General features: G+C 65.1%; 21 protein-coding genes. 11 read left to right on the top strand and 10 right to left on the bottom strand.

Translation table 11 applies throughout. The features are described from left to right. The first annotated feature begins 283 nt into the window (after nt 1–283). Nucleotides 284–2,452, top strand: a complete 2,169-nt coding sequence (locus F812_RS0108365) for a putative bifunctional diguanylate cyclase/phosphodiesterase (RefSeq protein WP_020085517.1) — start codon at nt 284–286, stop codon at nt 2,450–2,452. Nucleotides 2,453–2,464: 12 nt separating this feature from the next. On the opposite strand, the gene F812_RS23160 is transcribed toward F812_RS0108365, so the two are convergent. The 8 genes from F812_RS23160 to F812_RS26795 form a co-directional block, all read right to left on the bottom strand. Then, nucleotides 2,465–3,055, bottom strand: a complete 591-nt coding sequence (locus F812_RS23160) for a TIGR00645 family protein (protein WP_156827330.1) — start codon at nt 3,053–3,055, stop codon at nt 2,465–2,467. 144 nt (nt 3,056–3,199) lie between these two features. Then, on the bottom strand, nt 3,200–4,168 hold the full coding sequence (locus F812_RS23155; RefSeq protein WP_156827329.1) for a L,D-transpeptidase family protein: 969 nt from the start codon (nt 4,166–4,168) through the stop codon (nt 3,200–3,202). Nucleotides 4,169–4,335: 167 nt separating this feature from the next. Further along, nucleotides 4,336–5,187: a L,D-transpeptidase family protein gene (locus F812_RS23150; protein ID WP_020085514.1), complete on the bottom strand. Its 852-nt coding sequence runs from the start codon at nt 5,185–5,187 to the stop codon at nt 4,336–4,338. Nucleotides 5,188–5,274: 87 nt separating this feature from the next. Further along, entirely contained in the window at nt 5,275–6,276 is a 1,002-nt protein-coding gene (locus F812_RS23145) for a L,D-transpeptidase family protein (RefSeq protein WP_020085513.1), read from the bottom strand. Between the two features lie 195 nt (nt 6,277–6,471). Next, on the bottom strand, nt 6,472–7,428 hold the full coding sequence (locus tag F812_RS0108340; RefSeq protein WP_026867953.1) for an acetyl-CoA carboxylase carboxyltransferase subunit alpha: 957 nt from the start codon (nt 7,426–7,428) through the stop codon (nt 6,472–6,474). A gap of 517 nt (nt 7,429–7,945) precedes the next feature. Further along, the gene (locus F812_RS0108335; RefSeq protein WP_020085511.1) at nt 7,946–8,893 is read right to left on the bottom strand and encodes a site-specific tyrosine recombinase XerD; all 948 of its coding nucleotides are present in this window, start codon (nt 8,891–8,893) and stop codon (nt 7,946–7,948) included. A gap of 7 nt (nt 8,894–8,900) precedes the next feature. Next, nucleotides 8,901–10,577, bottom strand: a complete 1,677-nt coding sequence (locus F812_RS23140; protein ID WP_156827328.1) for a hypothetical protein — start codon at nt 10,575–10,577, stop codon at nt 8,901–8,903. A 141-nt stretch (nt 10,578–10,718) separates the two neighbouring features. Further along, nucleotides 10,719–10,868, bottom strand: a complete 150-nt coding sequence (locus tag F812_RS26795; protein ID WP_020085509.1) for a hypothetical protein — start codon at nt 10,866–10,868, stop codon at nt 10,719–10,721. A gap of 302 nt (nt 10,869–11,170) precedes the next feature. Here F812_RS26795 and F812_RS27215 point away from each other — a divergent pair, with 302 nt between their 5' ends. The 4 genes from F812_RS27215 (at nt 11,171) to F812_RS0108305 (ending at nt 15,627) form a co-directional block, all read left to right on the top strand. After that, a complete protein-coding gene (locus F812_RS27215) occupies nt 11,171–11,752 on the top strand; it encodes a shikimate kinase (RefSeq protein WP_020085508.1) in 582 nt (193 codons plus the stop codon). 48 nt (nt 11,753–11,800) lie between these two features. Continuing rightward, on the top strand, nt 11,801–12,952 hold the full coding sequence (gene aroB, locus F812_RS27210; protein ID WP_020085507.1) for a 3-dehydroquinate synthase: 1,152 nt from the start codon (nt 11,801–11,803) through the stop codon (nt 12,950–12,952). 96 nt (nt 12,953–13,048) lie between these two features. Next, the gene (locus F812_RS0108310) at nt 13,049–14,362 is read left to right on the top strand and encodes an HlyC/CorC family transporter (RefSeq protein WP_020085506.1); all 1,314 of its coding nucleotides are present in this window, start codon (nt 13,049–13,051) and stop codon (nt 14,360–14,362) included. Between the two features lie 101 nt (nt 14,363–14,463). Next, nucleotides 14,464–15,627 (top strand): NAD(P)/FAD-dependent oxidoreductase, encoded by a 1,164-nt coding sequence (locus F812_RS0108305; protein WP_020085505.1) that lies wholly within the window; start codon nt 14,464–14,466, stop codon nt 15,625–15,627. On the opposite strand, the gene F812_RS0108300 is transcribed toward F812_RS0108305, so the two are convergent. After that, nucleotides 15,600–15,875 carry a BolA family protein gene (locus F812_RS0108300; protein ID WP_020085504.1) on the bottom strand — a complete coding sequence of 92 codons (276 nt, stop codon included), beginning with the start codon at nt 15,873–15,875 and terminating at the stop codon, nt 15,600–15,602. The genes F812_RS0108305 and F812_RS0108300 overlap by 28 nt on opposite strands. A 104-nt stretch (nt 15,876–15,979) precedes the next feature. On the opposite strand from F812_RS0108300, the gene F812_RS0108295 reads away from it, so the two are divergent. From F812_RS0108295 to F812_RS23135, 5 genes are all read left to right on the top strand, one after another. Then, nucleotides 15,980–16,615 carry a J domain-containing protein gene (locus F812_RS0108295; RefSeq protein WP_020085503.1) on the top strand — a complete coding sequence of 212 codons (636 nt, stop codon included), beginning with the start codon at nt 15,980–15,982 and terminating at the stop codon, nt 16,613–16,615. A 169-nt stretch (nt 16,616–16,784) separates the two neighbouring features. Further along, nucleotides 16,785–17,786, top strand: coding sequence for a cobaltochelatase subunit CobS (gene cobS / locus F812_RS0108290; protein WP_020085502.1), 1,002 nt, complete (start codon nt 16,785–16,787; stop codon nt 17,784–17,786). Nucleotides 17,787–17,811: 25 nt separating this feature from the next. Next, a complete protein-coding gene (locus tag F812_RS0108285) occupies nt 17,812–18,126 on the top strand; it encodes a hypothetical protein (protein WP_156827327.1) in 315 nt (104 codons plus the stop codon). A gap of 6 nt (nt 18,127–18,132) precedes the next feature. After that, nucleotides 18,133–20,022 (top strand): cobaltochelatase subunit CobT, encoded by a 1,890-nt coding sequence (gene cobT / locus F812_RS0108280; RefSeq protein ID WP_020085500.1) that lies wholly within the window; start codon nt 18,133–18,135, stop codon nt 20,020–20,022. A gap of 84 nt (nt 20,023–20,106) precedes the next feature. After that, entirely contained in the window at nt 20,107–21,162 is a 1,056-nt protein-coding gene (locus F812_RS23135) for an esterase-like activity of phytase family protein (protein ID WP_020085499.1), read from the top strand. A 561-nt stretch (nt 21,163–21,723) separates the two neighbouring features. Here F812_RS23135 and F812_RS0108270 read toward each other — a convergent pair. Next, nucleotides 21,724–22,407 (bottom strand): CAP domain-containing protein, encoded by a 684-nt coding sequence (locus tag F812_RS0108270; RefSeq protein WP_020085498.1) that lies wholly within the window; start codon nt 22,405–22,407, stop codon nt 21,724–21,726. A gap of 483 nt (nt 22,408–22,890) precedes the next feature. Here F812_RS0108270 and F812_RS23130 point away from each other — a divergent pair, with 483 nt between their 5' ends. Beyond that, nucleotides 22,891–24,063, top strand: a complete 1,173-nt coding sequence (locus F812_RS23130) for a hypothetical protein (protein ID WP_020085497.1) — start codon at nt 22,891–22,893, stop codon at nt 24,061–24,063. Nucleotides 24,064–24,069: the final 6 nt, after the last annotated feature.

The following is a 24,069-nucleotide window of genomic DNA, read 5'->3' as shown; positions in this document are numbered from 1 at the left end:
GTGTATCCCGCAGCACGGCGGATGAGCACACGCCTGCTACTGAACATAAGAAACTGTCCAATTGGATGGCAGATGTCGAAGCCTCGTCACTGCCTGTCCCATTTCGTGACGCTCCTCTTGCTCGGAAAGTAGCCATTTATCGCGCAATTCCAAGAGGTTCGGCAGTGGGCGGATCTGGACTGTGAAAGGGGTCGTTAAAACCTGCCTCCCATTATTTTCGGCGTGAACCGAGGATCGAATGGGCGCGTCCATGAAAAGGCGGAAATCCGATAGTCGTCGAACCGTGACGGGACGGCGCCCGCTGCGTGCCGCGTTGAAGGTCTTGAGCGGGGACGCTGCCGCGCGCCACGGCGCCGACGCAGCCGCCCAGATCTCCGAGCTGGAAGCGGCGCTTGAGATGGCGCGCACCGCCATCGAGGATGCGCGCACAGCCAATGCCCGCCTGCGGGAAGCCATCGAGATTCTTCCGCAGGGCATCGTGTTCCTCGATTCCGAAGGGCGCTACGTTCTCTGGAACGAGCAGTATTCGAAGATCTATCACCGCTCCGCCGACCTCTTCAAAGTGGGCGTACGCCTCGCAGACACGCTTCGCGTCGGCGTGATGCGAGGCGACTATCCCTCCGCCAACGGGCGCGAGGAAGAGTGGATTGCGGAGAGGCTTCAGAGGCTCACGAGTCCCCGGGAGCGCCACGAGCAGTGGCTGGCGGATGGGCGCTGCATCCTGATCGAGGAACGCAGAACCAGCGACGGCGGCATCATCGGCCTGCGCGTCGACATCACCGAGCTGAAAGAGCGCGAGGCCTCCTTCCGCCTTCTGTTCGAGGCCAATCCGGTTCCGATGTACGTCGTGTCTCAGACGGGGAAGACGATCCTTTCGGCCAACGCCGCGGCCCGCAATCATTATGGCTATCCCGGCACAGATATGATCGGCCGGCCGGTGCAATGCCTGCATCTCGGCGAGGACAGCGGGCGCCTGGACCAGCTTTACAGCTCCGCGCCCGGTATTCTGGCCGACCACGTCTGGACGCATCTGAAGCGCGACGGAACCAATATCGAGGTGGCAATCTTTTCGCAGGCGATCGTCCACGAGCGCACGCCCGCGGTTCTCGTTGCGGCGGTCGACATCACCGAGCGCCGCCGGGCGGAAGCCCAGGTCACCTATCTCGCCCATCACGATCCTCTGACCGGCCTTGCCAATCGCGCACGCCACCTCGAGCACGCCGAGGAGATGCTCACGGCTATCAAGGAGAGTGGCGGCATCGGCGCATCGCTCTGCGTGGGCCTCGACAACTTCAAGTCTGTCAACGAGACCATGGGCCCCGCCGCTGGAGATCTTCTGCTCCAGGCCGTCTCGCGCCGCGTCGCCAAGACGTTGCGCCAGGGAAGCAAGGCGGCCCGCCTCGGCGGCGATGAGTTCGGCATCATCATGCCGGACGTCGCCGAGCCCGAGGAGGTGAGCGTCGTTGCGCGCCGCCTGATCGAGGTGATCAGCGCGCCCTACAAGATCCAGGGTCAGCAGGTGACCATCGGCGCCAGCATCGGCATTGCCATCGCCCCGAGCGACGGCGCGGAGGCGGGGCATCTTCTCAAGAATGCCAATCTCGCTCTGTCGCAGGTGAAGCTGCGCGGCAAGGGCGCGTTCCGCTATTTCGAGGAGGAGATGAACGCGCGCGCCCAGGAGCGCCGCTCGCTCGAAAGCGATCTGCGAGCAGCGCTGGAAACGGGCGGCCTGGACGTCCACTACCAGCCGCTTGTTTCGCTCTCCACCGGCCGTATCGTGGCGGCGGAAGCGCTGGTACGATGGACCGATCATCGCCGCGGCTATGTTTCTCCCGCCGAGTTCATTCCCATCGCCGAGGAGGCCGGTCTCATCTGGGCGCTGGGCGATTTCGTGCTGACGCGCGCCTGCCGTGATGCCACGTCCTGGCCGGAGGACGTGCGGGTGGCCGTCAATCTGTCACCGATGCAATTCCGCTGCGGAAACGTGCGCGACATGGTGAAGGCGGCGCTGACGGCCACAGGTCTCGCGCCCGGCCGCCTGGAGCTCGAGATCACCGAATCCCTGTTTCTCGATCGCTCGAACCATGTGCTCGATGCCTTGGCCGAGCTGCGAAAACTCGGCACGCGCATCGCCATGGACGACTTCGGCACCGGCTATTCTTCGCTTGGGTATTTGTGCAGCTTCCCGTTCGACAAGATCAAGATCGACCGCTCGTTCGTCGAGGGCATCTCCGGCAACGTGGAGAAGCAGGCCGTGGTGCGCGCCATCGTCGGTCTCGGCGAGACGCTGGGCAAGACCATCACGGCCGAAGGCATCGAGACGGCTGACGAGCTGGCCTGCCTGCGCAGCATCGGCTGCGAGCAGGGCCAGGGCTTCCTGTTCAGCAAGGCGCGCGCTCAGGATGCGCTCTTGCCGTTTCTCACGAAGCGCAAGCCGAAGCGCGTCGCCTGAGGCGAGCAGGGCTCAGTGGCCGCCTGTCTTGCCGGCTTGGCTGTCGGTGCTGGCAGCCGGCGCATGAACGCCGCCAAGCCCTGAGGTGCCATGCCCTGAGCTGCCATGCCCCGAGATGCGATCGGATAGCGCCAGCAGCACGCTGGACACCACGAACACTACGTGAATGACGACCAGCCAGAAGATCTCGCGCTCCGAGATGTTCTGGATCGACATGAACTGCTTCAGAAGCTGGATGGCCGAGATCGCGACGATCGAGGAGAGCAGCTTGAGCTTGAGCCCGGAGAAGTCGATGGTGCCCATCCACTCCGGCCAGTCTCTGTGTCCGGTGTGATCGATCTTCGAGACGAAGTTCTCGTAGCCCGAGAAGATCACGATGATGAGCAGCGAGCCGGTGAGCGTGAGATCAACCAGCGCCAGCACGCCCAGGATCACCTCGCTTTCGGTGGCGCTGAACGCGTGCGTCGCGATGTGGAACAGCTCAGCCATGAACTTGATCAGCAGGACCAGGAGCGAGACGGCCAAACCCAGATAGAAGGGGGCCAGGATCCAACGGCTCGCAAAGATCAGAACTTCCAAGGCCTTCTCGATCTTCCTCGTCATTGCATCCCACATGAGGTCTCTCGCCTTTGCTGCCTGAACGTTGGCTGTATGGCACGCGCGAAGCCAGCGCCGCAAGACGCCGGAGTGGCCGGAGCCGCTGCCTGAAGTTTGGGCAGGAAAGGGGAGGAGCGCTGTGTCGGGAGACTAGTGCGGCTTCGCGATTTCCATTCCGCCCGGCGCCGCAGCCGCGCTGCCCTTGCCTTCGGCGGTCACGACCACGGGGGCGGGGCAGGCTGTCCGCAGCGCACCTAGCATCATGTCGCTGCGTGATTTCCCGCGCCCGCGTTTGGGGGCAGGCGCTTCGGCGGCAGCGTCCGATTTGGGCGGCGCATCCTCCACGCTGTACTGGCCCTGGCAGATGCTCACGCGAGGCGGCCGGCCCGTGCGCTCGAAAGATTTGTAGCCCGCTTGCAGCGTGGACCAGAAGCCGTGCCATGGGTTTCCCGCGCGGGCCGCTAGAGCCTCGTCCGTCATGCGGAAGGGAAACACGTGCATCGGCACATAGCGCTGCCCGCCGTTGAGGGCGGCTTTGGTGAGCCCGTAGATCTCGCTGATCACCGGGTTGGTCATTGCGAAGCACCCGACCGACGAGCAGCCGCCGTGCATCAGGATGTACGATCCGTCGCGGTCGTGTGCGCGGTCGAATGCGTTGGGAAAGCCGAGATTGATCGCCCGTGGCCAGCGGCCGAGATGGCGAAGCTGGCGGCTGGTGATCGTGTAGAAGCCTTCCGGCGTCTGCTTGTCGCCTTCCTTGAGCTTCGGTCCGAGCGTGCCGGACCAGTGGCAGATCGGATAAGTGGCGAACAGGATGAAGCGGTCATCCTTCTCGATCCACAGCTCGAGCTCGGACGTCTCCTTGAAAACGCGCATCAGAATAGGCGAGCCGGATTTCACACCGGCTTCTGCAAGCCGCTCCTGAAAGCGGCCGACATCCGGCGTATTGGCCAGCGGCAGGCGCCCTTCGACAGCCGCTCTCTGCCGCTCGATGCGATCGGCGGCCACGTCCTTGAGCTCGATGCTGATGGCGGAGGCGGGCTGGCCACCGGCCGCCATGCCGGCCGCGGCAACCAGCAGAACCGCAAATCGTCTCCATCCCGGCCTTGAGCCAGACATGCCAACACCACTCACCAGAGATGACGCCAAGCAATTGAAAGCACGGGCGTCGCGACGGTTAAACCTTAGCGTTGCTTTATCGATAATTCAGCCCTGGGCACGCAGCCGGTGCGCCACAGTCGGGCCGCAGGGTGTGGAAAACTTTCGCCCCCTCGCGGGGTTCCCGCTTAAGGCGTGGCGGGGCCAGCCGGGCACGAGGCCTCGATCGGCGCACTGCCGTCGTAGCCGTCAGCCCCAGCGGTAAAGGCATACCGCTTGCCACAGGCGCTGACCTTCGGCGGCACATAGCTCGCCTCGAACATGTCATAGCCGGACTTGAGGTTGCCCCAGAACCCGGCGAGCGGCGAGGCCGCGTGCCGGTTGAGGTTGCCGTCCGTCATGCGGAACGGAAACACCTGCACCTGAAACCGCTGCTGCCCGCCGCGCAGGGCTGCCGTCACCAGGCGCCAGATCTCGTCGATCACCGGATTGGTCATGGCATAGCAGCCGATGGAGCCGCATCCGCCGTGCACCATGAGGAACGATCCCGTGCGCCCGTGCGCTTGATCGTAGGCGTTGGGAAAGCCCAGGTTGAACGAGCGGTGCCAGGCGCTGTTGGGGTTGAGCGCCTTCGCGTCCACCGCATAGAAGCCTTCGGGCGCCTGCCGGTCTCCGGTCTTGATTTTGGGGCCTAGCTCGCCCGACCACTTGCAGATCGGGTAGGTCGCAAACTTCAGAAACTTTCCGTCGCGCATCATCCAGAGCTCGAGCTCGAACTCACGCTTGAAGATGCGCATGAAGATCGGATTGCCGACCGCGAGCCCGTGAGCGGAAAGCCGCTCGCTCAAGTTGGCGAGATCCGGCGTGCCCGGCAGCGTCATGCCGAAGCTGGCGAGGTTCATGCGCCAGAAGCGCTGCACGCGGATCCACTCCCGCTCGGCTTCGAGCGGCCAGGCGAGTGCGAATAGCCCCGCCGAGATCGGCACGGCCACCAGCACCAGCAGCAACAGGCGGACGATGAAATTGGTGACGCTGCGCATGCGCGACGGCTTGCGTGGACGCCGCTGCTCAGGAGTGCCGTCCGGCGATGAGGGGCGAGAATTGGAGGGCGTGGCCACGGGCCCGCGCTACGGATTGTATCCGAGCGCCGAAGCCCCCGGCGGCATGCCGGAGAACGGGCCGGAGGCCGTTCCGAATGAGAACACGTCCTGAGAGCGTGCCGTTGTGCTGGCCACTTCCGTGGCATCACGCGTCTTGGGTCCGTTCACGGTGAGGCGTTCAGACGCGAGCTGCCACTCGGACGGACGCGGTGCGAACGGCTGCAGGGCCGGACGCAGGAACGTCGGGCAGCGCCCGTTGGGGTCGATGCGCTGCGGCGTCGAGAGCACCGCGTTCACCACATAGCGCTTCTCGCAGACCGCGATCGCCGGCGGGATGCGGTTGACCTCGAAGAAGTCGTAACCCTCCTTCAGCGTTTTCCAGAAGGCGTACCACTTGTGCTTCTTGAAGCGGTCGAGCTTTTCCTGCGTCATGCGGAACGGGAACGCATGCACCTCGAAGCTGGTCTGGCCGCTGCGGAACGCATCGCGTGCCAGAGCATAGATCTCCTCGGCGAGCGCATCCGTCATGGCGTAGCAGCCTGCGGACTTGCACTTGCCATGAACCATCAGCGCTTCGCCCGTGCGGTTGTGGGCGCGGTCGTAGGCGTTCGGATAGCCGAGGTTGAAGGCCAGATAGAACTTGGAGTTGGGGTTCATCTGCGATTGCGAGATCGTGTAGAACCCTTCGGGCGCCTGCTTGTCGCCCTGCTCCTGCTTGGGGCCCAGCTCGCCCGACCAATTGCAGATCGGATAAGTCTTGAAGTGATAGAAGCGGCCGTCGTCCCGCATCTTCCACACTTCGAGCTCGGACTCTTCCTTGAAGATGCGCACGAAGATCGGCGCGCTCGTGTTCATGCCCTTCTTGCCGAGAAGCGACACGGTTTCAGCGGTGAGCGGCTGTTCTGACGGGGGAAGGAGGGCAGGCGCGCTGGAGCACGCCGAAAGCGCAACACCCAAAAGCCCGGCCAACAGCACGAGCTTGAGACGAGCGACAATCCTGTCACCGAGGATGTTTAGACGCACACGCATTCCCCCTGGCGCATACGAACGACCATCCGACCGAAACCGTAAAGATATCATTAACGTTACGGATTCCCCAAAGTTTTCAGTGCGCGAGCTTGATTGTCAAGTGTGAGCGCTGAATACGGCACAGGTACGGCATTTGCGGGGCGCGGGTCTTGGCCCGTCCTCGTTTATGCACCGGAGATACGCGAGGCGTTTTGCCTACAACTGACGCCCGATCCCCAGGAACCGGTCATGGCGCAAGCGCCTGATCTCGGCCGGCGATTTGCCATCGAACTCGGCCAGAGCCTTGGAGATGGCGTCGCCGGCGGTCTGAATGGCCAGCGTCCGGTCCCGGTGCGCGCCCCCCACCGGCTCGCGGATGATCACGTCGATGACGCCCAGGGTGTCGAGGTCCTGGGCCGTGATCTTCATGTTGGTGGCCGCGTCGATCGCCTTGGTGGAATCGCGCCACAGGATGGAGGCCGCCGCTTCCGGTGAGGCCACCGTATAGATGGAGTGCTCGAGCATCAGGATGCGGTTGGCGGTGGCGATGGCGACCGCGCCGCCAGATCCGCCCTCGCCGATGACGACGGCGATGATCGGAACGCCGAGTTCGAGGCACTTGTCGGTCGAGCGGGCGATGGCTTCCGCCTGTCCGCGCTCCTCGGCGCCGATGCCCGGGTATGCGCCGGCCGTATCGACCAGCGTGATCACCGGCAGGTTGAACTTGTCGGCCATGTCCATGAGCCGCACGGCCTTGCGATAGCCTTCCGGCCGCGCCATGCCGAAGTTGTGGCGGATGCGCCCTTCCGTATCGGAGCCCTTCTCGTGGCCGATGATCACCACAGGCTTGCCGCGGAAACGGCCGAGACCGCCCATTACTGCTTCGTCCTCGGCGAAATAGCGATCGCCCGCGAGCGGCGTGAAATCCTCGATCAAGGCCTTCACGTAGTCGAGGCAATGGGGGCGGTCGGGATGACGCGCGACCTGCGTCTTTTGCCACGGCGTGAGCTTGCCATAGGTGTCGACCAGGGCAGCCTTGGCCTTCTGCTCGAGCTTCTTGATCTCGTCGGAGATCGACACGCCTTCATCGCCTTCGAGGGCCTTGAGCTCCGAGACTTTGCTTTCGAGCTCGGCGATCGGCTTCTCGAAATCGAGGTAGGTGCGGACGGCAATCGGGCGATCGGACTTCGTGGGTTCCAAGGAGAGGCCTCATCCTGCCGCACAGTTTGCGGCGTTCGGTCGGGATTGCAGGAAATTGGGGGGCACGTTGACCTTTTCCCGGATTTTCTGTCAACACCCGCGTGCATTTTCGTAAACGCGCCGCGGACCGGCAAAGCGAATTCCGCCCTTGGCAGCGTTCTAACCCGGCGGAAATACGAGGGCAGCCGAACACTCGGCGTGTCTGGACCCCGACTTTCATCGGGGTGACGATGAGCTTGGGGCATCGGGTTCTACAAGACAAACGTCAAACCGGCGTCACGACGAAGTCGTGCTCTGCACGAACGGCCTATCCAGGTCCTCCGCCGAACAGCACAGCGGGCAACGCCATGGCGCCGGAAACGATAGGCACTGGTCGCGGCCGAGCGCCAGCGCCGGCCCGAAACGTCACCCCGACGGAGGCCGGGGTCCAGACACGCCGCCGCATCCATCGGTTCGCGTTTGAGATTCCACCTAAAATAGAAACTGGAGACTAGGGCGCTTTTTTCGCCAGGGGGTGGTGCTCGGTGACGAGGCGCTTCAGCCGTTCTTCCAGCACATGGGTGTAGATTTCGGTCGTCGAGATGTCGGCGTGTCCCAGGAGGCTCTGGACGGCGCGCAGATCGGCCCCGCGGTCGAGCAGATGGCTGGCGAAGGCATGGCGCAGCACGTGGGGCGAGACGCGCTCGGGATCGAGCCCCGCCTGGATGGCGGTTTCCTTGAGGTCCTGCGCGAAACGCTGCCGCGTGAGGTGTCCACCCTCGGCGCGTGAGGGAAAGAGATAGCGGGTGGCGATCATCGGCGCGACTCGATCCTCTGGCTGCGAGCCGAGCGCGAGATACCGTTCGAGAGCAGCCCGCGCGCCTGAATTGAGCGGCACCAGCCTCTCCCGGCCGCCTTTGCCCCGGATCGTGAGCAGGCGGGGGTCGCCCTTGAGCACGTTGCGCGGCAGAGACACCAGCTCGGAGACGCGCATGCCGGTCGCGTAGAGCATCTCGAGGAGACAATGGTGGCGCACGGCGCGCACGAGGTCGCGCCCTGAAAGACCATCCGCCGCACGCTGGGCAGCGTCGATCAGGCGGTCCACCTCGTCCACCGAAAGCGTCTTCGGCAAGGCTCTGCGTTGCGTGGGCGTCGTGATGCCGGTGGCCGGGCTTTCCCCCACCGCGCCCTCGGCTTCGAGGAACTTGTAGAGCTGCCGCACGGCCGAGAGCCGGCGCGCGCGGGAGGCCGGTTTCAGTCCGGCCACGGACAGCCCCTGGAGATAGCGGGAGACATCGGCCTTCTGCGCTCCCGCGAGCGCGACACCGGCCTGCGCCAGATACGCCGTGTAGTCTTGGAGATCGCGCCGGTAGGCTTCCAGCGTATTGGCCGACGCGCCCTTCTCGGCGGTCATCATTTCCAGAAAGGCTGCAACATGGCGCTGGTCGTCGCTCGTCATGGGCGGATCACTGACTGACCGCGCGCGGCCAAGCGCCGAACAGCCCTTCGAGCGCGAGCTGATGCGCTTCCGCTTCGAGCCCGGCCCGCTTGAGCGCGCGTATGGAGTCGCCGAGCGCGATCATGTGCGCGCCCTCTGCCCCCGATGGCCCGATCGTCCGCAGCACGAGCAGGACGGTCCGTCCGAATTCCTTCTTCTTCGAAGCCTCCGCGAGCTGGGAGAGCACCCCGGTATCCGGCAGGTGGCCGTTGGAGGGCTGAGGCGAGCGGCTCGCGAGATCCCACAGCGGGAGGGGCACGCTCATGTCGAGTGCATCGAGCACCGTGGCCAGCCGATGCAGGAGAGCCGGATCGAAACGGCCGTGGAGCGCCATGCTCTCGATCGAGCCGAGGCTCTGTCCGGCTCCGGGTCCCTGGCCGGAACGATGGGAAGGGTCGGCGATGTCGGCGAGCGCCAGCCAATGAGCAAGAGGCTGTCCCCCATTGGGAGACGGGGCTCCGGCGGAGCCGCCGAGCTGGGCCCACCTGCGCACGCCCTCGAAATTTCCACTCGCGAGGTTGATCTCGATCGCCGTCTCCGCGAACCATCCTATCTCGGGCTCGGGCGCAAGATCCTGCGTCGGGCCGGCCATGGTCTGGAGCGCCGTCCAGTAGATCCCCGCGCGCCGCGCCTCGTCGAGAAACGCGCGGATATGGCGGGCCTTGCGGAGCGGGGTCTGCTCCCGCTCTACCGAGTTGAAGAGCCCGGCTCGCTCGATGGTGCCGGCATCGCCTCCGGCGCCCGAGGCCCGGTAGAGCTGCGCGAGATCAGCCGCCGAAATGATGTTGAGGGCTGCGGCCGCCTCTCCGGCTGCGAGCCTCACGTCCGGCGTCGTCCTCGGGTCGTGCGCCAGGCCCGCGAGCAAGGCTGGTGTTGCGGACGCGACGAGTTGCGCCCGGTCAAGTCCGCCCTTGAGCGAGGCGATCCGGTAATCGAGGAGCGAAAGCTTGGCGCCAGGCGGAATCTTGGGAGCGATGCCGGCGGCCACAGCATCCAGCATGTCCACGCCCGCAAGCCCTGCGAGATCGAGATCGCGCAAAAGGCTCGCTTGCAGCGCCGCCCCCTCGCTGTCGCCACGCTGGGCCGCGCAATAGCCGTTGATCAGCATGGCATCCGCCTGGATCGGCTTCGGTAGCCCGGATTGGACAGCGAGGAGGCCGCGGCCGATCTCGCATCCTCGCTCCGTATTGCCGAGCCCGATCTCGCTGCGCGCGGTGAGCGCCATCAGAAGTGGATCGCTGGAGCCCGCCTGCGCCTTCGCCAGAACCGCGGCGGCTTCGTCGATCAGGCCCGATTGGTCGAGAGCTTCCACGCGAAGCGCCGTGAAACGGGCGGGACCTCCCGAGCCCGCGGATGTATCCGACGCGATCACCCGCCGCCAGAGGGCGTTGAGCGCGGGGGAGCGCGGAGGAAGTGTGAGCTGGGCGATGCTTTCGGCAAGCTGCTCGGGGGCGAGGCCGCTCCACATCTCGTAGGGCAGGCCCGAGCCGTCCGTTGCCATGACCGGGTCCAGCTCTTCCCGGATGACGCCGCGTGCCCGCTCCTCCGCGCCCGAGGTCGGCGGAAGCTCCTCCCGCTCGACGCCGGTGTTCCGCCCCGGCTGCCGCCATGTGCCCGAGCCGTTGGGGTCGAGCTCTTGGGTCATGCCCGGAGCAGGCATCATCCACAGCGCCGAGACAGCGAAGAGCGTGAGGAGGCGAGGCGCCGATAGGCGGTGAAGCGATCGAGTGAGGCTGAGCGCGCGCATCGGCCGGCCGGTCACGAGGTTGAGGTCACGAGGAAAAGGTCAGGGCTTGTTGCGAATTTTGACACCGGGCACCACCTTAACCACCTCGTGGCGATCGGGCTCGAATTGGTGGGCGAGAATGTACAGTCCCCCTGAGACCACTGCCACCAGCGATCCGACCGTGACGAGGAAGCGAAAAAGGCTTGGCATTGATGGATGTCGCCCAGGTGAAAACGTCGGCCGAGGGAACGAGGCAGGATCCTCGGAATGAGGGGGACGCACGCAATGACGTTACGGTATTTCCGGACCTAAGGTGGCGCGAATATGGCTGATGATTCCTTACCGAGGGGAAAGAATATGACCGCGGGGGCGCAAGCGGCTCGCCTCGGCCCCCCAAGTTGCAGTATGAGTTTCCCCGCCATGGAGGTCGATCCGGAGTGAGCCCTAAGGGGCTGCGCGTAGAGCGCGTCGAGGAACGGATGACCCGATAGTTTTGAAGCCGCCGGAGTGAGATGGAGCCGGAAAAAGACACAGCCGAGAGGGTCCGCCGGGCGCTGGGAACGCGCTCGCTGGTGCTCGTCGGCCTGATGGGCTGCGGCAAGTCGTCGATCGGCAAGCGGCTGGCGGTCAAGCTCGGCCTTCCGTTCATCGATGCCGACGAGGAGATCGAGCGGGTGGCGCAGAAGTCCATCAGCGAGATCTTCGCCGATCACGGCGAGGCGTTCTTCCGCGACCGGGAAAGCAAGGTCATTTCCCGTCTCCTGGCCAACGGCCCGCAGGTGCTCGCGACCGGCGGCGGCGCCTTCATCACCGAGGGCACGCGCGCGAAGATCGGCGAGACCGGGATTTCGATCTGGCTCCGCGCCGAGCTGCCGGTCCTCATGCGCCGCGTCGGCAAGCGCGACACCCGCCCGCTGCTCAAGGCCGGTGATCCGGAAGCTGTCATGCGCAAGCTGATGGATGCCCGCTATCCGGTCTACGCCGAAGCCGATCTCACCGTCGAAAGCCGCGATGTGCCTCACGACAGCATCGTGACCGAGATCATTGAGGCCCTTTCGAAGCACCCTCAGTTGGCGCAAGCGACCCCGATCTGATACCTGTGGCGCCGCGCCGTAGCCCGATCCTGAGAAGAAGACACAGCAATGCCGACACTCGCCCATTCCCTGGCAGCCACCACCCGAGCGAGCCGCACGGTCAACGTTCCACTCGGCGGGCGTGCCTACGACGTCCTGATCGGACCGGATCTGCTGGCGGAGGCCGGACGCCTCATTGCCGGCCGCTTGGGCAAGGCCCGCTGCGGCATCGTCACCGACGAGAACGTGGCCAAGCATCACCTCGCCACGCTGGAGGCGAGCCTGCGGGCGGAAGGCCGCCTCAAGGGCTCCATCGTCCTGAAGCCCGGCGAGCCGACCAAGAGCTTTCGCGAGCTCGGACCTCTCTGCGAGCGCCTCCTCGAGCTAGGCCTCGAGCGCGGCGATCTCGTGGTGGCCTTCGGCGGCGGCGTCATCGGCGACCTCGCGGGCTTCGCCGCGGGTATCCTCCGCCGAGGCATTCGTTTTGTTCAGATCCCGACGACCCTGCTTGCGCAGGTGGACAGCTCCGTCGGCGGCAAGACCGGCATCAACACGCCCCAGGGCAAGAACCTGATCGGCGTGTTCCATCAGCCGTCTCTCGTCATCGCCGACACCGATACTCTGAAAACCCTTCCTCCCCGCGAGATGCGCGCGGGCTATGCGGAGGTGGTAAAGTACGGCCTGCTTGGCGATGCTGGGTTCTTCGCCTGGCTGGAGCAGGCCCACGACGGGATCTTCAGCTACGAGCAGGAAACGCTTGTTGCGGCCATCGAGACCAGCGTCAAGGCCAAGGCGGCCATCGTCGCGCGAGACGAGCACGAGACCGGAGACCGCGCGCTTCTGAACCTCGGTCACACCTTCGGCCACGCGCTCGAAGCCTGGACCGGCTATTCCGACCGCCTCCTTCACGGCGAGGGCGTGGCCATCGGCATGTGCCTCGCGTTTCGCTTTTCAGAGAGCCTGGGGCTCTGCCCTGGCGGCACGGCCGAACGCGTCTCCCGCCACATCGCCGCCACCGGCCTTCCGACGAAGCTGTCCGACATTCCGGGCGGCAAGGCGGACGCGGCCGAGCTCGTGCGCCTCATGGGCCAGGACAAGAAGGTGAAGGACGGCCGCTTGACGTTCATTCTCGTCCGCAACATCGGCGAGGCGTTCGTCTCGCGGGATGTGGACGAGGCCACCGTCCAAGGCTTCCTGGAGCGCGAGATCAACGGCGCCTAACGGCCGGAATTTTCTGGGAACGCCCGGCATCGCGCGCTTCGATTTTTCCGGTGGGCGCGTATATACCCGTGTACGGGCAGATGCTTTGGTAGATCCATGACACTCGAAATCGGCCTCCTGATCGGGGCGATCATCCTGTTGATCGCCATGAGCGCGTTCTTCAACATGAGCGAGACCGGGCTCACCGCAGCCTCGCGCGCCCGCATGCACGCGCTCGACCAGGAAGGGAACGTCAAGGCGAAGCTGGTGAACCGCCTTCTCTCCGAGCCGGAGAAGATGATCGGCGCGGTCTTGCTCGGCAATACGCTGGTGGACGTGCTCGCGGCGGGCCTGGCATCCACCCTCGCCATTCGCCTCGTGGGTGAGGTCGGCGTGGTCTACGCGACCGCCATCGTCACCCTGCTGATCGTGATCTTCGCGGCCGTCCTGCCCAAGACCTACGCGCTGGCCTTCTCCGATCGCGTAGCGCTGTTCGTGGCGCCCATCATGCGCGTGCTGATTGTGGTGTTCGGCCCTGCCACGCGCTTCATCGAGTTGATCGTCCGCTGGATCCTGGCCTTCACGCCCACCACTAAGGATGACGAGGCCAACATCCTGGCGGCGCACGCCGAGATCCGCGGCGCCATCGATCTGCAGACCAAGGAGGGCGCGGTTGCCCGCCACGATGCCAAGATGCTGGGAGGTGTGCTCGATCTCCGGGAGCTGCAGATCTCCGACATCATGGTCCATCGTACCAAGATGGAGACCTTCGACGCCAACGAGGCGCCGCAGGAGATCATCGATGAGGTTCTGCGCTCGCAGTATACGCGCGTGCCGATCTGGAAGGACGAGCCGGAGAACATCGTCGGCATCCTGAACACGAAGGATCTCTTGGGCGCGCTCTCAAGGTCGAACTGGGACGTCTCCAAGCTCGACATCATGAGCATCGCCGCCAAGCCGTGGTTCGTGCCGGATACGACGACCCTCAAGGATCAGCTCAATCAGTTCCTGAAGAACAAGGCCCAGATGGCCCTCGTGATCGACGAGTACGGCGAGGTGCAGGGCCTGATCACGCTCGAGGACATCCTGGAGGAGATCGTCGGTCAGATAACGGACGAGCACGACACGACCGAGCTGCATATCCGCCCGCAGACCGATGGCACGGTCAACGTCGACGGCACCGTGCCGATCCGCGATCTCAACCGCCACATGGACTGGGACCTGCCCGACGACGAGGCGACGACCATCGCCGGGCTCGTCGTGCACGAGGCGCAGATGATCCCCGAGCCCGGACAGGTGTTCACCTTCTACGGCTACCGCATGGAGATCCTGCGCCGCACCCGCAACAAGATCGCGGCCGTCCGCATCAAGCGCCTCGACGGCAAGGACGCCGGTACACGGCCGCAGATTTCGAAGCGGGCGACACACTGACGAAATGATCGCAAACGCCCCGATGTGGGCGTGCGGCAGGCGCGAGGCCGCCACATTCGAGCGGCAGTGTTCGAGACGATCCATCCAGTTCGGAGTGAGCGATGTCCGAAGCCATCCGCCCCTATGATCTCGTCATCGTCGGCGCATCCTTCGCCGGCCTGGTGGCCGCGCGGACGGCGGCGATGCGCGGCCTTAAGGTGGCGGTCTTGGAGGCGAAGCCGGAGGCAGGCCACCGCGTCGCCACCACGGGCATCCTGGTGAAGGAAGCCGCCGAGGAGATCGATATCCCGCACACGCTCACGCGCCGCGTGCATGGTGTGCGCCTTTATGCGCCGAGCCATCGCTTCATCGATCTCTTCGCGCCCGGATACTTCTTCCTCACTACCGACACCGCCAATGTGCTGCGCTGGCTGTCAGCCGAGGCTCTGCGGGCCGGTGCGAAGATCCTCTATCGCGCGCGCTTCGAGGGTGCGGATCGCGAGGGTGGGCTCTTCCGCTTCCGCGGCCTCAACATCGCCTCCCGCTACATCCTCGGCGCCGATGGCGCGCGCTCGGCTGTCGCCCGCGCGTTCGGGCTCAGCGTGAACGAGAAGTTTCTAACGGGGCTCGAGATCGAATACGAAGGCTTGGCAGGCGCCGATCCGCGATTCCTGCATTGCTTTCTGGATTCGAAGCTTGCGCCCGGATACCTCGGATGGGTGGCCCCGGGCCCCGTCGTCACACAGGCGGGCCTCGCGGTCGGCCCCGGACGCAAACCGGACCTCAAGGCGTTCCTCGCCGCCACCGAGCCGATCTTCGGATACACGGACGCGCGCGCCGTAGAGCGGCGGTCGGGGCGCATTCCGGCGGGCGGTCTCCTGCCGCGCTGGGCAACGGACGGGGTCATGCTCGTTGGCGATGCAGCCGGCCAGGTGTCGCCAGCGACGGGAGGCGGCATCAAGCTCGCCTTCGAGCTGGGGCGGCGCTCCGCCCAGGTCATTGCCGATCACCTGATGGATCTCGGGCCGCCGCCCGCCGTTGCGCTCGCACCCGAGCTGCCAGGATTTGCGATCAAGAAGATCACGCGGTCCGCCCTCGATCTCGCACCGCCCAACTGGATGCTCGATGCCGCGCTCGGCCTGCCGCCGATGCGCTGGCTGGCGCAGCACATGTATTTCCACCGCCGCGGAGCTGGCGGCGTGAGTTTCGCCGAGTTCGAGGCCAGGCTCCGCAGGGAGGCTCAGGCGCCCGGCGGCCCTTATCCCAAGGCTTCGCCTGGCGCATAGGTCTGGAGCGCCAGGGCATGGATGCCGCCCTTGAGTTCCTCGGCGATGGCATCATTTACCATCCGGTGACGACCGACGCGCGAAACTCCCGTGAACATGGGTGACACGATGAGAATACGGAAATGGCTCTCGCCGGTTCCGGGCGAAGAGCGGTGTCCTGCGTGCAGCTCGCTTTCGTTGATGATGTCGAGCCGCGTCGGCTCGAGAGCGATCATGAGCTTTTCGCGCAAGCGGGTTTCCGCCGTCATATCGCGTTCTCCGTGTTGTTTTTGGGGAGCGGCGTAAGCCCTGCGGCAGTCCCGCAGAAGAGTTCATCTTGTCTGGCTGCGACCGGCGGATCATAATCTAACGCATGAAACTCAACTCGAAATACTTTGATTCGATCCGTGTCGCTCCGAAGCGCGAAGCGAGCGAATCCGAGAAGAAGAAGCATCCCGCCTGCCAATGGAAGGGGTGTGGCCGTCCTGCGCCCCACCGCGCGCCGAAAGGTCGCGGGCGCGACGGCGAGTATTTCTCGTTCTGCGTCGACCACGTGCGCGAGTACAACGCCTCCTACAACTACTTCGACGGCATGAGCGACGCCGAAGTGACCGATTTCCAGAAGGATGCGATGACCGGACATCGCCCCACCTGGAAGGTAGGCGCGAACTCCTGGGCGCATGGCACCAACGCCGGCGCGGCGAGCGCGGGCACCCACGGCACGGCTGGCTTCCGCCCGCACGATCCGCATGGTTTTTTTGCCGAGCGTGCGCGTGAGGCCCGTGAGGAGCCCGTAGAACGCCGGCGCACCCTGAAGCCGATCGAGCGCAAGTCGCTGGAGGCGCTTCATCTACCGGAAACCGCATCGAAGCAGGAAATCAAATCCCGCTTCAAGGAGTTGGTGAAGCGCCACCATCCCGATTCCAACGGCGGCGACACGCGGTCGGAGGACACGCTGCGCGAGATCATTCAAGCTTACAATTATTTGAAGCGATCCGGCCTGGTTTGAGCGCGGCCGAGCGCAGCACGCGCCCCCTGTCGGCTGGACTGGCCGTCTGCAAGTCTATAACTATCTTCACAAAGCCGGTTTTGTCCGAGCCTCGGCCGTAGCCAGCCCAAAAACGGGCTGCGCCCGGGGAGGGCAAGCCTCGCGACCACTTTTCCTGAAACAGGTCTCAATGCGCGCGCAAACCAGCACTGCCACGGCACAGACACCCGGCCTTCCCGATATGAAGCTCTCGGTCCGCCAGGTGTTCGGGATCGACTCCGATCTCGAGGTGCCCGCCTATTCCCAGCGGGACGAGCACGTCCCCGATCTCGATGCCGATTATCTCTTCAATCGGGAGGTCACGCTCGCCATTCTCGCGGGGTTTAAATACAACCGTCGCGTCATGGTGCAGGGCTATCACGGCACTGGCAAGTCGACCCACATCGAGCAGGTGGCCGCGCGCCTCAACTGGCCGTGCATCCGCGTCAACCTCGACAGCCACGTCTCGCGCATCGACCTCGTCGGCAAGGACGCCATCGTCCTGAAGGACGGCAAGCAGGTGACGGAATTCCGCGAGGGCATTCTGCCCTACGCGCTGCAGACCAACACCGCCCTCGTCTTCGATGAGTACGACGCCGGGCGCCCCGACGTGATGTTCGTGATCCAGCGCGTGCTCGAAGTCTCGGGCAAGCTGACGCTGCTCGATCAGTCGAAGGTGATCCGCCCGCATCAGGCGTTCCGCCTGTTCGCGACGACCAACACCATCGGCCTCGGCGACACCTCCGGCCTCTATCACGGCACGCAGCAGATCAACCAGGGTCAGATGGACCGCTGGTCGATCGTCGCGACCCTGAACTATCTGCCGCATGACGACGAGGCGCGCATCGTTCTCTCCAAGGTGAAGAGCTGGAGCAAGACCGATGCAAAGCGCAAGGTCGTCTCCAACATGGTGCGCGTGGCGGATCTTACCCGCCAGGCCTTCATCAACGGCGACCTGTCGACGGTGATGAGCCCGCGTACCGTGATGACCTGGGCCGAGAACGCCGAGATCTTCGGCGATGTCGGTTTCGCGTTCCGGCTCACCTTCCTCAACAAGTGCGATGAGCTCGAGCGGCCTCTGGTCGCCGAGTTCTATCAGCGTGCGTTCGGAGAGGAGCTGCCGGAGAGCGCGGCCAACGTCGCGCTCGCCTGATATGGGACCAGCGAGCCTTGCCGTCATGGGTGAAGACGACGCCAAGCACAGGGACGCGTTGACCGCCGCGGGCTATACCAGCCTGCGCGGCGCGTTTCTCTTTTGCGCATTGATGGCACTCGTCGGCGGCGCGGTGGGCTCGGTGGTGATTGCAATCATCTGGAACGCACTCGTTCCGGGCTCCTCCGAGACCATGAGCACCGCAATCGGCGCTGCGGCCGGTGCCGTTCTCCTGGCGCTGATCGCCGCGTTCAAGGTTCGCCAGGGCAACCTCGAGGCGCTGGAGCAGGTCGAGGATAAGGAATGGCGCCGCCACCTCCGGCGGCAGCACGGCAGATAACGCACGATGACCCAAAATCCGAAACGCCGCGAAGCGCCCTCCGAGCCACTGAAGCGTGTAATCGGTCTCACCGTGCGCGCGATCGCGGCTAATCCCGAGATCGAGGTCACGTATGGCGCCGCCAAGCCTGCGCTAGAAGGCAAGCTCGTGCGCTTGTCCGAGCCGTCGCGCGTGCCGTCGGCGGGCGAGATCGCGGTGTTGCGCGGGTGGGCCGACAGCTTGGCGCTGACGGCCGCCTGTCACGACGAAAGCCTGCATCGCAAGCTCGCGCCCGCTTCAGGCGCCGCCCGCGACGTGTTCGAGGCGCTCGAGCGCGCCCGCGTGGAGGCGCTTGGCGCGAATCGCATGAGCGGCATGGCGGAAAACCTCGCCGCCAAATGCGAGGACGAATATGGCCACGGACGTTTCGAGCGCGTTTCGGATCGTGCCGACGCGCCGATCGGCAGCGCGCTGGCGTTGATGGTGCGCGAGCGCCTCACCGGGCGCGCCCCGCCCGTATCCGCTCGCGCGCTGGTCGACCTGTGGCGGTCTCATATCGACGAGCGCGGCGAGGATGCCCTGAGCCAGATGAAAGCTCTGGCTGAAAATCAGGAGGCATTCGGCCGCCTTGTGCGCGATCTCCTGACGTCGCTCGAGCTGGCGGACGAGTTTGCCGAAGGCCAGACCGACGAGACCGAGGAGATGGCCGAAGAGACTCCGGACGGCGGCGAAGCCGAGGCCGAGAGCGAGGACGAAGGCGACGAGGGCGGGGAGCAGGAGCGCGAGCAGGAACGCTCCGAAGGCGAGACCGGTGACGCGACCGAAGCCATCGAGACGCCGGACCAGGACGATTACGAGAGCGAGGCCGAGGATCAGGACGGCATGGAGACCGCCGAGCCCTGGCGGCCCAACGTCTCCGTGCTCGATAACCCGGAACCCTTTGGCTACAAGGTCTATACGCGCGCCTACGACGAGGAGGTCGACGCCGAGGATATCTCCTCTCCCGAGGAGCTGGAGCGTCTGCGCACCTTCCTCGACAAGGAGCTGAAAGCGCTCGCGAGTGTCGTTGCGCGCTTGGCCAATCGCTTGCAGCGCCGTCTGCTCGCCCAGCAGAACCGCGCCTGGGATTTCGATCTCGAGGAAGGCGCGCTCGACGCTGCGCGCCTGACGCGCATCGTCACCGACCCCATGCACCCGCTCTCGTTCAAGCGCGAGCGCGACACAGATTTCCGCGACACCGTCGTGACGCTGCTGCTCGACAACTCGGGCTCCATGCGCGGCAGGCCCATCATGGTCGCGGCATGCTGCGCCGACATTCTCGCGCGCACGCTGGAACGGTGCGGCGTCAAGGTCGAGATCCTGGGCTTCACCACCCGAGCCTGGAAGGGCGGGCAGGCACGCGAGGATTGGCTCGCGGCCGGAAAGCCGCCCATGCCGGGCCGTCTCAACGATCTCCGGCACATCATCTACAAGACGGCCGACGCGCCCTGGCGCCGCGCCAAGCGCTCGCTTGCGCTCATGATGCGCGAAGGCCTCTTGAAAGAGAACATCGACGGCGAAGCGCTGGCCTGGGCTCATCATCGGCTGATGGCGCGGCCCGAGCAGCGCCGCATTCTCATGATGATCTCCGATGGTGCCCCCGTCGACGACTCGACTCTGTCCGTGAACTCGGGAAGCTATCTGGAGCAGCACTTGCGCAAGGTGATCGACGAGATCGAGACCCGCTCGCCGGTGGAGCTCATCGCCATCGGCATCGGCCATGACGTGACGCGCTACTACTCGCGCGCCGTCACCATCTCCGATCCGAGCGAGCTTGCCGGTGCCATGACCGACAAACTGGTCGAGCTGTTCGAGGAGGAGCCCAAAATGGTCCCCGCGGGACAGCACGGGCGTCCGAGGAATCGCCGCGCGCACTAACTAGCTGCGTCGCGCGCGAAGCCAGGAAGCCGCCTCACACCGGCAAACACCATGACCCAAGGCAGGTTCGGAAAAATGCAACGCATGAAATCCGCGTCTGCTTTGGCTTTCGCCGCTGCCGCGCTGCTGCTCGCCGCGGCGTCCGCGTCGGCTCAAGTGAAGCCTGATACCGCCACCCTCTCTCCACACCCGATAGAGGTGCAGGCCAAGCCCATCGCGACCTTCGCCAAGAACGGCGAGCCGATGAGCAACCGCTACCTCGAATGGCGCGGCGGTCTGGTGCTCACCTCGCCGTCCGAGCATTTCGGCGGACTGTCGGGCCTCATCCTCGGCAAGGACGGCAAGAGCCTCGTCGCCGTCTCGGATTCAGGAACCTGGATCACGGGCACGCTCGCCTATGACGGAGATCGTCCTCAGGCGCTCAAGTCCGTGCGGCTCGGCGCTCTCAAGGCGCTCAAGGGAAAGCCGCTGCGCAAGAACCGGGATCGCGATGCGGAAGCGCTCACGCTCGCAAGTGGTACCTCCGCGAAAGGCACCGCCTACATCGCTTTCGAGCAGAACGATCGCATCGGCGAGTTTCCCCTCGACAAGAACGGCATCGGCGCGCCGGTGCGCTATCTCACCATGCCGGCGGACGCCAAACGGATGCGCCGCGACGGCATCGAGGGCATCACGGTTCTGGACGGCGGTCCGCACAAGGGTGCGCTGATCGCCTTCTCGGAGAACCCGCTACCGGGCGAGAAGCAGCACCGCGGATGGATCTGGATCGGCGGGCAGCCGCAGACCTTCAAGGTGCCCGGCATCGGCGACTACGGCATCACGGACGCCGCAAGTCTCGCCGATGGTAGTGTGCTGATCCTGGAGCGCCGCTTCCGCTGGTTCGACGGTGTCCGGATTCGCCTGCGCCACCTGGCGGCCGAAGGCCTGAAGCCAAGTGGAACGGCTGCTGGCGAGGTGCTGCTGGAGGCGGACAGCTCGAAGGAGATCGACAACCTCGAAGCGCTCGCTGTCACCCAGGGATCGCGCGGAGAGACGGTCGTTACTTTGCTGTCGGACGACAACTTCAACCGCTTCCTTCAGCGCACGCTACTCCTGCAGTTCACGCTGAAGGACGACACGCTGGCCGCCAAGCGCCCCTGATCGACTTGCGTCGGGAGAGGTCGCGTGTGGCAAACTCGCGATAGCTCTCTTCACGACCGGCCCGTGTCTGGACCCCGGCCGTCGTCCGTGCACAGCACGGCTTCGCCGTAACGCCGTTCCTAAAGTGGAGTGCCCAGAACTTTGACCTCATCCCGGCGAAGGCCGGCACCCACAACACGTTTCGAGGTAGGCGCGCGTCCGCTTGTTGAGCCGGTGGATGCTTGCCTGGACCCTGATCTTCATCGGGGTGACGTTGAGTTTGGGCCGTGGGGTTCTACAAAACAAACGTCATCCCGGCGAAGGCCGGGATCTAGACACGCCAGAAGTCGAGGTTGTTTTTTTGCGACTGGGCGAAGGCCGGCACCCACGACACGTTTCGAGGTAGGCGCGCGTCCGCTTGTTGAGCCGGTGGATGCTTGCCTGGACCCCGATCTTCATCGGGGTGACGTTGAGTTTGGGCCGTGGGGTTCTACAAAACAAACGTCATCCCGGCGAAGGCCGGGACCTAGACACGCCAGAAGTCGAGGTTGTTTTTTTGCGACTGGGCGGAGGCGCGGCGCGCTACATCGACGTGCCGATTACCAGCGTCCAGAACGACTTGAATTCCGTCTTGGGATCCTGAACCAGCGCGAGGCCCATCTCGCGCGCATCGGTCAGCAACAGGTTCTTGTTGTGACCAGGACTTTCCTTCCAGCCCTTGAGCACCTCGTTGAACGAGATCTGCCCCGTGCCGACGTTCTCGGCGGCGAGCCGCGGCTTGTAGCCTGTCCGCTTGACGCGGTCCCACGGGTTAGAGCCGTCGGAGCCGTAGTGCGAGATCCGGTCCCACTTCGCGAGGTCGCGGCTGTGCTCCTTCGCGGCATCGGTGAGCGACGCGTTGAGTTGTAGCGGCTTGAGGCCGTTGTCCTTCCGGTACTGGTTGATCAGATCGCGTGCTTTCTCGGCGTCGAGCGCCGTCGCCGAGTAGTCGCGGTCAGCGAGCGCGCCAACGGGGGCCTTTTCGTAGGAGCCCTTGGGCGCCTTGTCGGGAGCGAGAGCTGCAACCTGGGTGCCGCCGCTGAGCGAGGAGCGGGAGCTGCGGTCGATGGAGCCGGTGGTGGTCGACTTGCGCGATCCGCTGGAGGGATCGAGCGAAGCTGTTGTGCCGAGATCGTTATAACCCGAGGAGATGCCAGCCGTGTTGAGGCTGCAAGCTCCGAGACCGAGTGAGGCCGCGAGAACGGCAAATAGGGCGACGCGATACATTCCCGTAACTCCCGCAAGTGGACGCGCGGTACTGAGGAGCCAACATCGCAGTAAGGAGTTAACTCGCCGTTAACACTAAGACGGGGTTTACCCGGTTAGGTGCTCAGGGGAATGACGGTGATCGTGGCCGGACGAGAAAAAGCCGGCTCGTGTCCCACCCACGTCGCCTTTGAGTTGCCCCATCAACGGAGCATCCCAGAGCCTCCGTGCATCCCCCGAAATCCATCCGCTATTTTGCCAATGAAGGTGACGCCAATTGGGCAGCGGCGCGGCGAAAGGCAGATGTTGTCGAGCCTCGCGAGCCACTTGCGGGGTGAGCGGCCCCAGGGGCGAGGATTGGGGGCTACAACTCGGCAAAAATGAGCGATGGGTGCCCCTGAATCCCTTGGAACTCAAGGCGCTCTCCGACAAACTGTCGGAATCAGGCCGCTGATTCGCGCGTACGGCATCTTGCAACCTGAGGCCCATAAGGAGGCGTGCGAAATGTCGGCGCTTGGCAGCGGTGCTCCCCTCGCAGGGCCGCGGCGCGGAGGCGCGACGGCGGTCGGACACCTCGTTCTCGTCCGCACGGCGGCTTCCGGCGGCGCAACGCGCGCCGAGGTTGCCTCCGATCTCGCCCCGTTCTTCACGCACAAGCTCTCGCCTGCCGATTGGCGCCGTCTCGCCGAGAAGGAGATCGGCCAGCTCATCGCCAATGGCCTGCTCGCCGAGACCAAGAACCGTCTCGCGCCGACGGAGATCGGCACGCTCGCAGCCGCCCGCTATCTCGGCCAGAAGAGCCTTCAGCCGGCACCCTGGTCCGAGCTTCGCGATGTGATGCTGGTTGCCAAGGGCCTCGGTCTCGAAAAGGAGACGGCGGCCCGCCTCAAGCCGCTGGCGCGCGTGGAGGGCTTGCGCACCATCATCGTACAGAAGGCCTTCGGGCTCTCGGTGAAGAAGAACCCGCCGCCCACCAAGCTCCGCGCGCAGCTCGCAGTCGTGGCTCTGGAGCGGGCGTTCGGCAACCGCATCAAGGCGGGCTTCGGCAAGGGCTCCGCGCTCTCCGCCAAGGCGGGGCGCTTGCTCGCCGGCCAGCTGTCGCAGAGCCCGCGCGCGTTCACGACCGACGCCAAGCTCATCTCGGAGCTTGCGGCCGAATATGCGGGCGCAAAGGAATCCACGCTCGAAGGTCTCCGCACCGGCGTGCTGAGAGGCCTCGGCGCCCGTGCGCTGGAAGCGGGGTCGGCTGAAATTCCGACGCCTGACGCCGAGCGCGCGTCCATGCCCGTCCGCGTGACGGAGCCGGCGCCCGCGCTGGCTGAGGTGGCGAACGATGTGGCGCCTGCGGCCGTTGCGCCGAAGGTCGTGCCGTCCTCTCGTCCGGATCTCACAGAGTTCGCGCGGGCGGTGAAGAAGGCGGCCGCTGCGCGCGCCGAGGGCTGGCCAGGCAGCCGTAAGGCCTTTATCTCGCACGTGTGGGATGCGATTCGCGCGAGCCAGCCCTCGTGGCAGGTTTCCGAGATCGAGTTCAAATGCATGTTGGCGGAGGCGCATCGTCTGGGTGCGCTCGTGCTCGCCAACGCCGATCTCAAGGACAAGAAGAGCATCCCGGATCTCGAGAGCTCGGCTGTTCCCTACAAGAATACTGTCTGGCATTTCGTGCGGGTGGAAGAGTAGCCCGCC

Source organism: Hyphomicrobium zavarzinii ATCC 27496, from assembly GCF_000383415.1.
In the GTDB taxonomy this organism is placed as follows: Bacteria; Pseudomonadota; Alphaproteobacteria; order Rhizobiales; family Hyphomicrobiaceae; genus Hyphomicrobium_C; species Hyphomicrobium_C zavarzinii.
Note: the sequence above shows the minus strand (reverse complement) of the source record. Positions and strands in the feature narration are given on the sequence as shown.

Bases quoted from the DNA above. Each gene is read 5' to 3' on its own strand.
- F812_RS23160 (WP_156827330.1), bottom strand. From the start codon at position 3,055: ATGACGAGGAAGATCGAGAAGGCCTTGGAAGTTCTGATCTTTGCGAGC.
- F812_RS23155 (WP_156827329.1), bottom strand. From the start codon at position 4,168: ATGTCTGGCTCAAGGCCGGGATGGAGACGATTTGCGGTTCTGCTGGTT.
- F812_RS23150 (WP_020085514.1), bottom strand. From the start codon at position 5,187: ATGCGCAGCGTCACCAATTTCATCGTCCGCCTGTTGCTGCTGGTGCTG.
- F812_RS23145 (WP_020085513.1), bottom strand. From the start codon at position 6,276: ATGCGTGTGCGTCTAAACATCCTCGGTGACAGGATTGTCGCTCGTCTC.
- F812_RS0108335 (WP_020085511.1), bottom strand. From the start codon at position 8,893: ATGACGAGCGACGACCAGCGCCATGTTGCAGCCTTTCTGGAAATGATG.
- F812_RS23140 (WP_156827328.1), bottom strand. From the start codon at position 10,577: ATGACCCAAGAGCTCGACCCCAACGGCTCGGGCACATGGCGGCAGCCG.
- F812_RS26795 (WP_020085509.1), bottom strand. From the start codon at position 10,868: ATGCCAAGCCTTTTTCGCTTCCTCGTCACGGTCGGATCGCTGGTGGCA.
- F812_RS27215 (WP_020085508.1), top strand. From the start codon at position 11,171: ATGGAGCCGGAAAAAGACACAGCCGAGAGGGTCCGCCGGGCGCTGGGA.
- aroB (WP_020085507.1), top strand. From the start codon at position 11,801: ATGCCGACACTCGCCCATTCCCTGGCAGCCACCACCCGAGCGAGCCGC.
- F812_RS0108310 (WP_020085506.1), top strand. From the start codon at position 13,049: ATGACACTCGAAATCGGCCTCCTGATCGGGGCGATCATCCTGTTGATC.
- F812_RS0108305 (WP_020085505.1), top strand. From the start codon at position 14,464: ATGTCCGAAGCCATCCGCCCCTATGATCTCGTCATCGTCGGCGCATCC.
- F812_RS0108300 (WP_020085504.1), bottom strand. From the start codon at position 15,875: ATGACGGCGGAAACCCGCTTGCGCGAAAAGCTCATGATCGCTCTCGAG.
- F812_RS0108295 (WP_020085503.1), top strand. From the start codon at position 15,980: ATGAAACTCAACTCGAAATACTTTGATTCGATCCGTGTCGCTCCGAAG.
- cobS (WP_020085502.1), top strand. From the start codon at position 16,785: ATGCGCGCGCAAACCAGCACTGCCACGGCACAGACACCCGGCCTTCCC.
- F812_RS0108285 (WP_156827327.1), top strand. From the start codon at position 17,812: ATGGGTGAAGACGACGCCAAGCACAGGGACGCGTTGACCGCCGCGGGC.
- cobT (WP_020085500.1), top strand. From the start codon at position 18,133: ATGACCCAAAATCCGAAACGCCGCGAAGCGCCCTCCGAGCCACTGAAG.
- F812_RS23135 (WP_020085499.1), top strand. From the start codon at position 20,107: ATGAAATCCGCGTCTGCTTTGGCTTTCGCCGCTGCCGCGCTGCTGCTC.
- F812_RS0108270 (WP_020085498.1), bottom strand. From the start codon at position 22,407: ATGTATCGCGTCGCCCTATTTGCCGTTCTCGCGGCCTCACTCGGTCTC.
- F812_RS23130 (WP_020085497.1), top strand. From the start codon at position 22,891: ATGTCGGCGCTTGGCAGCGGTGCTCCCCTCGCAGGGCCGCGGCGCGGA.